General features: G+C 43.3%; 11 protein-coding genes and 1 pseudogene. 9 read left to right on the plus strand and 3 right to left on the minus strand.

Annotated features, from left to right (window positions below):
* Positions 1-65: 65 nt before the first annotated feature.
* The 3 genes from PY092_RS18680 to PY092_RS18690 all read left to right on the plus strand — a co-directional run bounded on the left by PY092_RS18680 (position 66) and on the right by PY092_RS18690 (position 1,929).
* Complete coding sequence (locus PY092_RS18680; RefSeq protein ID WP_275617259.1) at positions 66-512, plus strand: MauE/DoxX family redox-associated membrane protein; 447 nt, start codon at positions 66-68, stop codon at positions 510-512.
* The gene (locus PY092_RS18685; protein ID WP_275617260.1) at positions 509-1,558 is read left to right on the plus strand and encodes a hypothetical protein; all 1,050 of its coding nucleotides are present in this window, start codon (positions 509-511) and stop codon (positions 1,556-1,558) included. The genes PY092_RS18680 and PY092_RS18685 overlap by 4 nt, the downstream gene beginning before the upstream one ends.
* 116 nt (positions 1,559-1,674) lie before the next feature.
* Complete coding sequence (locus PY092_RS18690; protein WP_275617261.1) at positions 1,675-1,929, plus strand: DUF6520 family protein; 255 nt, start codon at positions 1,675-1,677, stop codon at positions 1,927-1,929.
* Between the two features lie 50 nt (positions 1,930-1,979).
* Here PY092_RS18690 and PY092_RS18695 read toward each other — a convergent pair whose 3' ends face one another.
* The 3 genes from PY092_RS18695 to PY092_RS18705 are packed head-to-tail and all read right to left on the minus strand — an operon-like array spanning position 1,980 to position 8,725.
* Positions 1,980-4,289 carry a zinc-dependent metalloprotease gene (locus PY092_RS18695; RefSeq protein ID WP_275617262.1) on the minus strand — a complete coding sequence of 770 codons (2,310 nt, stop codon included), beginning with the start codon at positions 4,287-4,289 and terminating at the stop codon, positions 1,980-1,982.
* A complete protein-coding gene (locus PY092_RS18700; RefSeq protein ID WP_275617263.1) occupies positions 4,276-5,685 on the minus strand; it encodes a RagB/SusD family nutrient uptake outer membrane protein in 1,410 nt (469 codons plus the stop codon). The genes PY092_RS18695 and PY092_RS18700 overlap by 14 nt, the downstream gene beginning before the upstream one ends.
* A gap of 10 nt (positions 5,686-5,695) precedes the next feature.
* Entirely contained in the window at positions 5,696-8,725 is a 3,030-nt protein-coding gene (locus PY092_RS18705; protein ID WP_275617264.1) for a SusC/RagA family TonB-linked outer membrane protein, read from the minus strand.
* 746 nt (positions 8,726-9,471) lie between these two features.
* Here PY092_RS18705 and PY092_RS18710 point away from each other — a divergent pair.
* From PY092_RS18710 to PY092_RS18735, 6 genes and pseudogenes are all read left to right on the plus strand, one after another.
* Positions 9,472-9,726 (plus strand): helix-turn-helix transcriptional regulator, encoded by a 255-nt coding sequence (locus PY092_RS18710; protein ID WP_275617265.1) that lies wholly within the window; start codon positions 9,472-9,474, stop codon positions 9,724-9,726.
* Positions 9,727-9,964: 238 nt separating this feature from the next.
* The gene (locus PY092_RS18715) at positions 9,965-10,537 is read left to right on the plus strand and encodes a hypothetical protein (RefSeq protein ID WP_275617266.1); all 573 of its coding nucleotides are present in this window, start codon (positions 9,965-9,967) and stop codon (positions 10,535-10,537) included.
* A 4-nt stretch (positions 10,538-10,541) separates the two neighbouring features.
* Positions 10,542-11,357 (plus strand): hypothetical protein, encoded by an 816-nt coding sequence (locus PY092_RS18720; protein WP_275617267.1) that lies wholly within the window; start codon positions 10,542-10,544, stop codon positions 11,355-11,357.
* Positions 11,358-11,521: 164 nt separating this feature from the next.
* Positions 11,522-12,103: a hypothetical protein gene (locus tag PY092_RS18725; RefSeq protein ID WP_275617268.1), complete on the plus strand. Its 582-nt coding sequence runs from the start codon at positions 11,522-11,524 to the stop codon at positions 12,101-12,103.
* A 213-nt stretch (positions 12,104-12,316) separates the two neighbouring features.
* Positions 12,317-12,511 (plus strand): annotated as a pseudogene (locus PY092_RS18730) (helix-turn-helix transcriptional regulator).
* A gap of 4 nt (positions 12,512-12,515) precedes the next feature.
* Positions 12,516-14,318, plus strand: coding sequence for a type I restriction-modification system subunit M (locus tag PY092_RS18735; RefSeq protein ID WP_275617269.1), 1,803 nt, complete (start codon positions 12,516-12,518; stop codon positions 14,316-14,318).
* Positions 14,319-14,405 lie beyond the last annotated feature (87 nt).

Here is a 14,405-nt window from a genome sequence, read left to right on the forward strand (position 1 = left end):
ATAATCCCTTAGAGATCCTTCAGACCCCCTAATTTTACATTGTAAATCAAACGGTTACAAATAAAATGAAATGGGATCAAAAACATAGCCATCGCATTGTCGAGACCATCAGCCTCCTGCTTATCGTGCTGTTTATCTATGCGGCAACCAGCAAACTTTGGGATTTCGGGCAGTTCAAAGTGCAATTGGGGCAGTCCCCGGTTCTGACAGCATATGCGGATGGGTTGGCCTGGATGGTTCCCGGTGTGGAATACCTCTTGGCCTTACTGTTGTTGTTCAATGGAACAAGATTGGCGGCCTTCTATAGCAGTCTTGCCCTGATGGTGATGTTCACCACCTATATCCTATTGGTGTTGAATTTCAGTGACTATATCCCCTGTTCCTGTGGAGGCGTGCTGGAGGACTTGGGCTGGACGGAACATATTGTGTTCAACCTATTTTTTGTTGCCCTGGCCATCATTGGAATTATACTATTGGAAGCACATCCAACCCTCAAAACAAGCGTATCATGAGAAAAGGAAAAACCGCAGTAAAACTTTTGGGGACCTCTAGTCTCGGTATGGGACTGGTCATCTTCCTTTTCCTGGTCTCAGAACAACAGGTACACCGCAACAATGCCTTTACCCGAAGAATCCCTCCACATGCCATTACCAAAAAATTTGACCTTGATCTAGGATATAATTCATATTATATTGCCGGTTACGACAACAACAATATGTATTTGGGCAATGGAACAGCCCCGTTTCATGTACTCCAAATCGACTTAAAATCGCTGGACACGACGCATATCAGGTTATCTGTAAACAATCGGGGATTACAATTTCGGAATGTGCAAATCAGCGTCCTACAACCCTATTTTTTCTTATTTGATGGAACCGTTCCCATTGTCTTGAGGGGACACCTAGGTGATTGGAGCATACAGGACTCGATAATGAGTCCCGTCTTTTTCGATAAAGCCATACCCGTTGGTAAGACTGAACTGGTCTGTAGGACATTTGATACCGATTCCCAGGCCATCACTCTTGGTTCATTTCATTTCGACACAAATGCACTGGCCAACCTTAAACCAAAAATTTTGGAAAGACAGATCGACGGGGTTTTTGATGTGGATGGTGCCATGACAAGTACCCCTGACCATAGCTTACTTCTCTATTCTTATTATTACCGGAACGAATTTATTGTACTTGATTCCCACCTTAATATTAAAAAGCGACAAAACACGCTGGATACCGTCACCAAGGCGCAAATCGAAGTGACTTCATTGAAGGAAGGACAAATTTCGGAAATGCTGGCCCCTCCTGTGATCATCAACAACAGTTCATCCCTGGAGGGTTCCCGTGCCTATATCATTTCCAACCGATTGGGCAAGTATGAGAACATGGATATCCTGAATCAAGCCAGTATACTGGATGTATACGACTGGAAAAAAGGCACCTATGAGTTCAGCACATACATACACAAAACAGAACGGGAAAAAATCAGGGAAATCAAAGTCGATGGCAATGTCCTTTATGTACTTGTAGGGAACCGATTATCCGTTTATGAATTACGACACTAGTATGGGTCAACTGACTTACTACATAAAATTGGAGGACCCTCCAAAACCTATCGGCCGATAGCGGGAGAAGATCGAAAACCCGATAACAGAGTAGATCATAATTTAAATGTAACACGATGAGAAAATTCAAATTTTTGATTCCTGCACTTGCCATTGTATTCGCAGTGGCCGCAAGTGCCTTTACCATGAAGGACAATGCAGTCCTTGATGAGAACATGATCCTTGGGGAATACTATCCAGACCCCAATGAACCCTGCCAGCCCATTTCGGTTGACGATTGCTCCATTACAGGGCAGAACGTCTGCCAATTCGGTTTGGAGGACGTTTATAGAGCAGGTACCAGTTGTACCGTTCAATTGAAAAGGCAATAGGTCTTTGAAAAAGGGAGCTATTTTTGGCTCCCTTTTATTTGCCTGGATTATCATAAACAGCTATTGATCATCTTCAAGCATGCCCGTAAATGCTCTTTTTGCTGTCCATCTTCCAACTCTGTTACTACCATTTTCAATTTTTTCTGAAGTTGCCTTAAACCAAAACGACATTCACTTTTGACATATTGGCTTGGAAAACGTTGCAATTGTTCCATGGAAAGCCTACTTGAAGGTGATTCAGAGCGCACATGGGACAACATGGTTTCAATATAGGCCCTTTGCAATGCTTGACGTCTTGGCGAAATGTAAGCCCGGGAATCTTCCAATTCTTGAAACAGGCCTTCCTGTAACATACTGATCATTTCCCATAGTACTGCTTCATAGTGGTGATTCCTCTCCATGTGCTCCAACCTCCCCATTCGGGATACTCCCAACAGTTCCGACAATAATTGTAATTGATAGACCAATAACATATCGGAACCCCTTATTTCATCAAGTCGATATTGAAAACTGGGATGTTCCAACCATAGGGGTACCTCAAAAGCATTTTTGAGCATAAACCTAAGGGCTTTGCGCTGTTCCTCTATGGAAATGGGCGTATATAAGGCACCGGGCTGAGCCCCTGATTTATAATGGATCGTATAACCGCCCACTAGGGAAAGTACATGACGCATTTCATGGAACCAGAGCTCCAAGGTTTTCTTATAAAGCCGTTTCAAAAGGGCATCATCCGGTTGGTCACGGTTCAACTTTGGCAATAGCCCCATCACTTTTTCCATATTCCTAAGCCCTAGTTCCGTACTCCTTATGGGGTCACGATTATCCACTGCCTCATGGGTGTTCCCCGGTCCTATCCTACCATACCGATCGGCATTGAACCGATACCATGGAATACTATCATAGGCAAGGATAATACTATCTAAAATAGGTCGCTCTTCAAGTGGGGAAGTAGCCCTAGGAAAGTTGCTATAGCCCCATTTAATTTGGAAAAGGTCCATAGGCCCTACCTTTTGCAACAACAATGATGCAGGAATGCTATCCTCGGGCTGTGCAATATAGTTATGCCTTGCATAGTTCATAATGCTTGGCGTATGCCCCATTTTCCGGAGCCATTGCACATTCCGTATTTTCTCCAAGGGGTAGGCATATTCCCCGTAATTGCCATCCATAAGCCCCAATGCATGGCCGGTTTCATGGGAGGTCACATATTGAAAAAGCTCCCCTACCAAGGATTCGGGCACGGGATATCGTTGTGCCCGTGCATCCATGGGCGCACAGCGCACCACATATTCCTCAACAAGACTGCGCGCGGAGGAACTGATCAGAATATCGGCCTTAAGGATTTCTCCCGTTCGTTGGTCCACGATCATTTTCGCCGTTGACCCGCTCTCCTTTTCCGATCCACGAACCCCTGAAAAATTCTCCCATCGGATCATGGAATAGGTCACACTGTAACCACTTGGCTCTCCTTCCGGCAAGTCCCGTACCTCAATGGCATTCTTGAACCCAGCTGCTTCAAAAGGGGCCGACCATACCAATATGCCCGCCCGGATATAGGGTTTCCAGACATTGGGAACATCAGGGTGAAAATAAAAGGTGATCGGGGCCACAGGTTCACTTAACGCCGACATCGGGTCCTTTTTCTCCATGCGCCAACGCATGATGGCCGCCTTGTAATTATCCGTTCTTTGGGCATCCCATACATCCTCCAAATAGTATCCCATCCGGTGATCGAACAATCGGGGTCGCATGGGCCGATCGGGCAACTGATAAAAACTGAAATCCACATCAATGGTCTTCAACGAAGTGCCGGAATTCTTTGTCCGTTTCGTTCGGATGATGGTCTCCCCATCCAATTTCTCCACCTTATAAATGTATGACTTTCGAAGTTCAATGCGCTCAGGGGAATCATAGGCAAACCACTTGATATCATTGGCCAGTATGAGTTCGGTAGCATCTATGGTAAGACCATAGGTGTCGTTTTTATCCTTGATGACCTTGAACTTTCCCAGAACCCGTTCTTCGATCTTGTAGTCGGCATCAATGGGAATCCATTCGCCAAGGGCAGAACGCACCCGGTGTTGGGTCAGTACCACCTGTTCGCCGACTTGTGACCATCGTACCGTCAATTGCCCTTTATGGTGTCTTACAAACAGCATTGGTTCTTCCATTATGGCCCTATCCAGTACCAACAAAAGCCGATTGTCCTCCAGATAGGCCCCTATACCATTATTGGCCTGCCCCCAAAGAGGGCAGGCCACCCCAAGAAGTAGCGCACTTAGGGCAAGAACCCTATGGACAGTGCGTTTCCTTCCCAAGGCAATGGAGCTAATCCAAAACATAATCTTAATAACCTTCATTTTGTGGGGCCAGGTTTGGGTTCAATAAAAGATCCGATTGGGGAATGGGCAAGTTGATGGCAAAAGGCTCCCATTCCGGTTTGATGGCACCTAAAATGGCATCGGCCCTAGCAGTTCGTTTCAGATCGAAAAATCGATGTCCCTGCTCCGAAAACAGTTCCACTGCCCTTTCTTTATAAATCGCATCCAAAAGTGCTGTTCCGGAAAGTCCCGAAATCGGGTCAAGCAATGCCCGCTGTCGGACCCGGTTCAGATAAGCCAGCGCCTCAGCATCCTGGCCCAAATGTGCATAGGCCTCCGCGCCTATCAAATACAGCTCGGACAACCGGAATAAAATGGAGCATTCCTCCGTACTGGGGCTTGGGGCGTTCAACTTGTATTTATTGGCATAGTACCAGGTTTCACTATCACCAACGACTTGGCCCACCCAGGCCTGCAAACGGCCATCCCCAGCTTCGAACCGGTTGATAAAATCGTTGTTAAGGGCCGAGTTCGGAGGTGGACCTTCCGAAAAGACAAATGTCGACCCCTCTTTGGTGTTGTTGCCCGGCAGGCCCGAATCCAACTGCCAAAGGGTTTCAGGGCTGTCCTTTTTAAAAACCTGTAGCAAATCCTCTTCCAGCCCGAACGGACCGTCCTTATCCACCTCCAGGACCTCCGTAAGGGCATTCGACCATTCTTCCCGATACAGGTAAAACCTGGCCAAAAACGCAGTGACCGTCCAATAATTCGGTCTGTAATTGTCCGCTGCTTCCACTTGGGCCAATAATTCCTTTGCCAATCTCAAATCCTCCAAGATCAAGATGGAAAGTGGCTCCAAATCCATACGGCCTGCTTTACTGTTGATGTCAAAATTGGTCGAATCGATAAAGGGTACCGGACCGAACAGTTCCATGAGATGGAAATGAAGGAACGCCCTCAAAAAATAGGCCTCGCCCAGAAATCGATGGACATCCTCCTGTGCCAGTTCCGTGGAGTTTTGGACCCCCTCCAAAATACTGTTCGTTGCATAGATCAGTTCATAGGTCCCATCCCAAAGCCGCTCCACACTACCATTGGAGGATGTTAGACGGCCATTGGCAAATTCCTGTACTTCGGGCAATACATTGCTGTACAGGGTCAGTTCATCCGTGTAATGTCCCATTAGATAGGATAGTCCCGATACGGTCCCTGTAGTGAAGACATCCTCCCTTAGTTGGGAATGGATATGTGCAAAGGCAGCATCCACGGTGGCCGCTTCTTCGAAGACAACGCTTCCCGTGAGTTCATTGGTCGGGGGAGCTATGTCCACGAATTCCTCGCAAGACCCCAAAAAGAGCCCCATCATCAGCACCAAAAGTGAAGACCAATGGATTGTATGTATAATACCTCGTATTGTTTTATATGTAGATGTCATAGTTGTGTGATTAAAAGGTGAAACGTGTTCCTAAGGTGACCATGCGCAGCGGGGGCACTGTTGCACTGTTCTGTGTCTCTGGGTCCAATCCCAAATAGTTGGTCCATGTCCAAAGGTTCTGCCCCCTGAGAAAAAGCATACATCCCAGACCATTATCCTTCTTGGCCACCAGGTTATAGGACAGCGACACGGTCTTTAACCTAAGAAAGGAGGCGTCTGAAATACCTGCATCACTGGAAACATAGTTCCGATAGCTCTGTCTGGCCTCTGGGGACTGGCCCGCCGTAAACCGTTGTATATCGGCATCCGTTTCGGATGGCGTCCATCTGTCCATCACCTCCTTGGGCTGATTGGCCAATCCTCCAGGCGCCACACCTCCCGTTGACCAATAATTCCGTCCCAGTTGTTTGGAAAACTGGAACAGGGCATCGACGGTCAATTTGCCATAGGTCCATTGACTGGTGAACCCACCAAAGTATTTGGGGTCCAAACGTGCAATGGCTTCCCGATCATCCACACTGGTGATGGCCCCGTCATTGTTAAAGTCTTCGAACACATACAGTCCCGTTTCCGGGTCAACGCCATTGACTTGGTATACCTTGGCGATGTTCAGTGGTTCCCCTACTTTCAAACGATTGGCAAAGCTCGATCCTTCCAAATCGGGAAAAGACTCCAATCGGGTCTTGGGGATGGTCAGGTTAAGGGATGTTTCCCAGCTAAACCTTTCACTGTGGGCAATCAGGGCATTCAGGCCGAATTCCCAACCCTCGTTCAAAACCGTTGCATTCAAGTTGTCATTGACACTGGAGAAACCCGTGGTCGCTGGAAGGGGGATGCCGACCAATTGGTTGGAGGACGTATTTCGATAGTGGGCCGCATTCAGACGGATCCGATCTCCCAACATCCCCAATTCAAGGGCCACTTCCCGTTTTTCATTGGATTCCCAACTAAAATTGGGATTGAAAAGCCTAGTGGGGAAGATCCCAACGCTGTTCTGGTATTGGTCTATTCCAAAAGAATAGGTGTCCAAGTATTGGTAGTCCCCTATTTGATCATTTCCGGAGGTTCCCAAACTGGCCCGAAGCTTTCCAAAACTGAGCCACGGAACATGCTCCTTGAGAAAAGGCTCCTCTGAAAAAATCCACGCGGCACCAATGGCCCCAAAATTTGAAAATCGCTTTTCAGGGCCGAATCGACTGGAGCCGTCCCTTCTTCCGGTGAGGTTGAGCACATACTTTCCCTTGTGGTTCACATTGATCCGACCGAAAACAGCCTGGTACCGATACTGCTGGTTTACATCGGCCAATCCGATGGTGGTACTGGCCGCCGATATGTTCTCTATAAATCTGTTGTTGGAGAAACCAAGGGCCAACTGTGACAAACGTGCTGTCCTACGATCTTGAAAGGAAAGTCCGGTCAAGACGGTAACACTTGTATTTCCCAATGACAGCCCATATTCCAATTGGGGCTCCACGATCCAGGAGGTCCTCTTCCCGGTATTGTGAATCGCGGAAGAAGACTCACTGCCAATACCAAAGGCCGGATCAAAGATGGTGGAGGGGTTGGTGCGGATTTCCTTCAAATGGCTTTCGGTATATCCCAGATTGACCCTTGCTTTGAACCCATCCCACAATGTATAATCCAATGATGCATTGCTGACCATGGTCGTCGCATTGTAGCGAAATGTTCCCTGTTGCCGGGAAAGGGGATTGTTCCAAGTGGAGTTTTCCCAGTTCAAGCTGCCATCTGAATTATATAGCTCCGGTGCATTGGGCGCAAGGCTAATGGCCAAAAAGGTAATATCATTCGCGGGCAGGTCATTATTGTTCCACGTAAAATTATTGGACCATTGCAGGGAAAGCCTATCATCCTTGGAGGTGTAGCTTACTTTACCAAGCCCTGAAATCTTCTCGTTCCGGTAATCTCCCTTAAAGACACTGGTCTGACCATGATAATTAGTACTGAGCATAAAACGGGTACGCCCTTCCCCTCCGGTGATCGACGCTTGCAGGTTATTGACATAGGAGGTGTTCCCGAACAGTTCCCGCTGCCAATCTGTTCGTCTGTCCGGGTCCCATGTCCCATTGATATCGTAGGCATTAAAGGGCAAGGGATCGATACCATCATTGGCATAGGCTTCCGTCCGCATCAACCGATATTCGGGTGCATTCAAGACGTCCATGGTCCGGGAGGCCCGCCCAAGTCCACTTTCCAGACCGATGCTGACCCGGGTTCCCCTAAATCCTGTTTTTTTAGTGGTGATCAATACCACCCCATTGGCGCCCCGGGACCCATAGATGGCGGTCGCATCCGCATCCTTTAGGACTTCGATACTTTCTATATCCATGGGGTTGAGCGTGTTCAAGGGACTAAATCCCCGTCCCAACAGAATTCCGGAGGCCGCTTCCTCCCCTAGGGAAGAGGAATCGTACGGGACACCGTCAACAATGTACAAGGGCTCATTGCCCAGATCCCGTACACTGTTCCTTCCCCGTATCTGAATGGAAAAACCGGACCCTGCAATACCAGAGGTCTGTACAATTTCCACCCCGGGCATTCGTCCCTGCAAAGCAGCCAAGGGATTGGAGATGGGTTGTTTTTCAATCTCCACACTGGACACCTTCTCGATACTTCCCGTGCGCTCCCGCTCCGAGACGGTATAATAACCGGCATTGAGCACCACCTCGCCCAATACCGTTACATCCTCCTCCATGGTAACAATGACCTCTTCCCTGCCCGCAATGGGCACGGAAAGGGTCTTGAAACCCACCATGGAAAAGACCAGGACATCAGAAGGATCGGCATTAATGGTAAAGGAACCGTCCAAACCGGACATGGTCCCGATATGCTTGGATTCCACCACAAGGTTCACCCCGGCCAGGGGATTCCCCGACATATCGGTCACGGTGCCGGATACGGTGGCCTGTGGTGGTTCCAAGACAGTGCCCGCCTGCATATAAAAGGCACAAAAGGGCATTAAAAAAGCATATAGGAGCACGAACAGGGATGCCCTGCGCATGCGTTTTGTTATGAGTTGCATAAATTGAGTTCTTTTAATTAAAGCGTTAGTTATTCTCCACACTGCCCCATAAGTCACGGAAAAGCCGTAACTTCCAAAAGGACATCAAGGTTCGGACATAGGCCATCCTGTCCGGGTACAACCCATACCCAGAAAAAGGATTCCTAAACCAAGAAAAGACCATGGTTTCGTGATCGGGCCGGTTGCCCTAAATGTGTAGTTGTTGACTGTGGGACAAAAGGATATCGTGAACCGGAAAAATGTGTAACGTATATCCCACAACCGTGGCCTTGGGATTAAACGGGGTTCTTAGGCTTCTTTTTAAACAGGATATCAAACACCGAGTGCGCTGCCCCAAAAACAGGACAACAACACGCTGTGAACCCTACAAAAAAAAGCTGCCATAAGTTTCCCATAACCCAAAATGGTTGGGCGATGCCCCGAAAGGACCAAAGAAACCAAACGCTAAGAAGAAAGTTGCAATGAACCAAATACCCAAAAAAAGGCGCGGGACTCAACTTATCTAAATAGAGGTACTGGTGATACCGTGCAACGATAAGAGAGCCCACGCCCGGGTCGTGAGCCATCTGCTTATTGTCCTGTTGCAAAAATTACCAGTTTTCTATTTAAGGACTCTAAGCGAAAGCTTCAAATATTGTCTATACGAAGAATCGCAAATGTATGTATTCAGTTCCAAATATAACGAAATATAAAAATGTAATCCAAATGGCTTACATGTTTTTTTACAATTAAATGAAAATTGCAATATGGGTAAGCTAAAACCAGAGGATATTGCATTGAACAATAAAATTGCGCATAGAATCAAGGAATTGCGCATAAAGGCTGACCCTAATCAAAAAAGGTTTGCAGAAAACAATGATTTGGAAAGGCAAACTTTAAACAGGTGGGAAAGTGTCAATGACAACCGAGGAGTTTCAATACACACAATCAGTAGATTTTGCAGAATGGTTAATATAAGCCTAAAAGAATTTTTTGCTTCAGACTCATTTAAGAATCAATAATTCTAATTTCCTCGAACTAATTCCCTTTCTCATTTTTAAATTCCTTACAGAAATTCGCATTTTCCTTTTCTAGAAAATTCTTACATTTAGCATCAATACTCCCCCCAAAGATTTATTGAACTATAAGAAAGCTATGCTTTGCTTTAAAATGCAAAAGTTGGGCATAGCCAAACAAATTAGCCGTATATGCAGAAGAAAGTTGAGGGTATAATTTTTTAGCCACGATAAAAAATACTGAATGGGAAAATCAAACATTGATGTTAAAGACAATTACGAGTACTTTAAGGGTTTATGTTATGCCGAAAAAAATCTAAAAGCAAATCCAATAGTTCTTGAACCAAAAAGGAGTAACAGAGATTGGCTAAAACAATCTGAAAAAATAGAACACTCTACCATTGACGAAGACATCAATTTGGTTGTAGAAAAAAAAATCTCATTGTACAAATACGGGATTAAACTACATTGTCCAAATTTCACAGAAAAACCATATTTTAGGTTTGACTCTGATGGACCCGCTCACAGAAACAAAACTGAATTACCACTTCCAGAGCAAAAAATTACAACGCCACACTTCAATACTTATGATGAAAAAGGACAAGAGTATGCTTATAAAAGTGACGTGCTGAAAAACGAAGAAGATGCAAAGGCAATTGTTGAGAATTTGGATTTTGGAATAAGTCACTTTTTTCAAGAAACGAATATCAAAACCAATGGAAAAGAGGAATACCCTAAAATAGAGGTCAACGAACCAGAATTATTCGAAGTAAAACCTGAGAATGACCCATTGAATGGAATCGATTTTTTAGATTAGCGTAATGGATAAATTGTTAGACATATATCAAGCAATTAAAGATGATTTCTGCTCTCTTACAAGCTACAAGTTACGAGGTGAGAGTTTAGAAATAATCACCCCATTTTCTACTTTAAACAACAAATTTGTATCAGTTTTTATTAAAGAAATTAAAGGGAAATTTGTGATTTCTGATGCAGGATGGACTGATTTAAACTATTACGATGTTAATATTAGTGAAGAATCTGATGACATCATCGAAAGAATTTTCACTTACTATCAACAAACCTTTGGTATTTCTACAACATCTGACAAAGCTGGAACCTTACATTATTTCAAGACCTGTTCAAATTCACGAGATATTCCTGTCACTGTTTATGATTTAGCCAATTTTGTTGTTGGAGCCGTTAACTCTTTAGAAATTAGGTATAAGGATGAGAAAGAAGAAAAAGAGAGAGAAACATTCAGAAAAGATGCCAATACGTTTTTGAAAGTCCATTACGATGATAATGTCAAACTTCAAAAACCTTTAGATGATTTCAAAAACATTAGGTTCAATGCTCTAATAACCAAAAACTCGGATATATTTTTAGTTTCTTACGTTACTGGGAGTTCTTCATATTATTTCACAAACGATTTGAGAAAAACAATTGTGAATTTTGAAATTTCGGAAAAATCAAAATACCGTGATTTCATACGAGAAAAAGTCTCTATCATAAATGACGAAGCAGATGGTTATAATCCCGAGAAATTGAGTAGTATGATGGACTTGTTGAACGAAAAGGTTACACAAGAACCAATAAAATGGACTGAAAAGGAAAAGATATTGGAAATAATATAATAGAAGTCCCTTAAATAACATAACGATAAGCACTTGCTTCTTCTCGCCTACTTCTGAAAATCCTCGCGGATTTTATACTTGGTCTGTGCTTGTAAAGTTAAGTGCTAAATTGCTCAACTATTCATGGCTGAAACCGTTGTCGTTGTACTAAGCTGAAAAATTGAATGGATACAAAAGATTATTTTATTATCGGATTGGGAATTTTAGGTTGGATTTGGGGAATTATCCAATTTCGGCTTAATAGGAAATACCAAAAAGTGGACAAAGCGATTGAAAAGAGGTTTGAGGTTTATTCAAACTTTATGAATCAAATGGATGAAATGAGTATAAGTATGAGAAAAAATCCAAATGCGACTTATGGAATCTCGACCGAATTTATGGCTGAAATGCTAACTGGAGACGAAAACCGAATTAATAACGCATTGCTAAAGTTCAACGAAAACCTTTTGAAGACAACCAGAGACTCTTTGCAACCGATGATGATTGTGAATTCCGAACTGAATAAACTAAAACTCGTTGCGAGCGAAAAATTATTACCGAAAATTACTGAATACAAAACTTTAGTAAATGACTATACGAATGAATTCCAATCTGTTCTTAATAGCCTATCGACAAAAAATGACTTAGAATATAATGCAAATCAATTGCAAAGTATTGGGCACGAAGAAAGAGGAAAAAGAATGGGCGAACTTTGGCAGGAAATTGAATCTCTAATGAGAGATGAAATCGACTATTACAAAAATTAAAGACTAGCACAACAAAGATGGTTACCGTTCCTCCATCGGCGGATAGGTGCACAAGCCCTTGAAAAGCGAAAAAAGCATTTTTAAGGGTTTTTAGTTTTTGATACTAAGCCACTCTTTGATTTATTTATGAATGAACAAAGTGACAAATAACAAGGGATTGGATATCAAAAAACGATTTAAATAAGTATTTTTCCAATCAAAGCACATGCTAACTTGAATCGAATAAAGAAAGTACTTGAGTAGTAAGGAATTAAACAAACTTGACTTGCTGAGAAACTCGAAAAGAGTTACAACATGGTGAATGGCTATGTACAGAACAGGCAACAACCAAGATTGGAAGTGCTATTTGAAATTGCCAAAATCCTTGAAGTTGAAGTGAAAGACTTAATTAAAGAAGAAATAAACTAGATATATGTCAGAAGACCAGAAGAAAATACTTGAAAGCCAACTATGGGGAATCGCTAACCTGCTGAGAGGCAAAATCAGTGCGGACGACTATCGAGACTACATTCTTGGCTTTATCTTTTACAAGTATCTTTCAGAGAAGCAAACACTTTACGCCAATGAACTGCTTGTTGGTGAAGCGGTAACCGATTACAAAACTGTAACGGATAAAGAAACCTTAGACGCCATCAAGGAAGAATCTTTGCTGAAATTGGGTTATTTCTTAGAGCCTTCTCAACTCTTCTCGGTTTTAGCTGCCAAAGGAAATGCTGACATTGAAAGCGAAAGCAATTACATCTTGGAAGACCTCAAGTCTGTGCTTAATCATATTGAGCAAAGCACCATGGGTACAGAATCTGAAGAAGATTTTAATGCTTTGTTTGAAGACCTGGATTTGAATTCTACTAAAATTGGTAGAACCGTTGGTGCCCGTAATGAAATCATTGTTAAAATCCTGAATTATCTTGACAAAATAGATTTCAAATTAGAGGGAATTGATTCTGATGTCTTGGGTGATGCTTACGAATATTTGATTGCCAGATTTGCAGCAGGTGCAGGGAAATCGGCAGGTGAGTTTTATACACCTCAACAAGTTTCTAAGATTCTGTCAAAGATTGTAACCACAGGAAAATCTAAAATTAAATCAGTATATGACCCTACGTGCGGTTCAGGTTCATTGCTTTTGCGAGTAGCCAAAGAAGCAGATGTAAGTGAGTTTTATGGACAAGAATTAGGACGAACCACTTACAACCTTGCCCGAATGAACATGATTTTGCATGATGTGCATTTCCGTGAGTTCAACATTGTGCAGGAAGACACCTTGGAAAATCCGCAACACTTGGACAAACGATTTGAAGCGGTGGTTGCCAATCCACCATTTTCTGCTCATTGGAAAAGTGATGCCAACCCTCTTTTTAATACAGATGAACGCTTTAGCCAGTACGGACGATTAGCACCCAAAACCAAAGCCGATTATGCTTTTTTAACCCACATGCTTTATCAATTGGCGGACAATGGGATTATGGCAAGTGTGTTTCCGCATGGTGTGTTGTATAGAGGTGCTGCTGAAGGTCATATTCGCGAATACATCATAAAAGAAATGAATGCCTTGGATGCAGTAATTGGATTACCTGCCAATATTTTTTACGGTACTTCAATTCCTACCTGCATAATGGTGCTAAAAAAATGTCGTGAGGTAGATGATAACATTGTTTTTATTGATGCCAGTGGAGATAACTATTTCAAAAAAGAAGGCAATCAAAACGTACTTCGTAATGAAGATGTAAATCGTATCGTAAATACTTATCGCAACCGTGAAACCATTGAAAAGTATAGTTATGTAGCCACATTGGCGGAAATCGCTGAAAACGAGTATAATCTTAATATACCACGTTATGTTGATACTTATGAGGAAGAAACATTAAGGCCATTAAACGTGCTTTCAGAAAGTCTTGATACTATAGCTCAGGAATTAGAGGAAGTAAACCAAAGTATTCAAGATAGTTGCCAACATTTAAATATTCCATTTCCAAGTAGCGTAAATAGAAACCTTTTACTAGAATACAAAAAATCTGTTCAACGAGACCTATTTAATCAAGTAATAAGATTCCAAACGGAAAATGGAGAAAACCATCCTGATTGGCAAAATTATATTTTACAAGATATCGGAACTACTTACAATGGTTTAACAGGAAAAACAAAAGAAAATTTTGGTGAAGGTTTGCCTTACATTGGAAACGCCGGACATAGTATACCACCCTCGCCGGGTTAAAGTGACCATAGCTGGCCGGACGAAAGTGACCCACCCCCGCCGGGCCAAAGTGACCCACCTTTAGATTAGATCTATCTGTAAAAAGTC

The sequence above is a fragment of the Flagellimonas yonaguniensis genome (genome assembly GCF_029193885.1).
GTDB lineage: Bacteria > Bacteroidota > Bacteroidia > Flavobacteriales > Flavobacteriaceae > Flagellimonas > Flagellimonas yonaguniensis.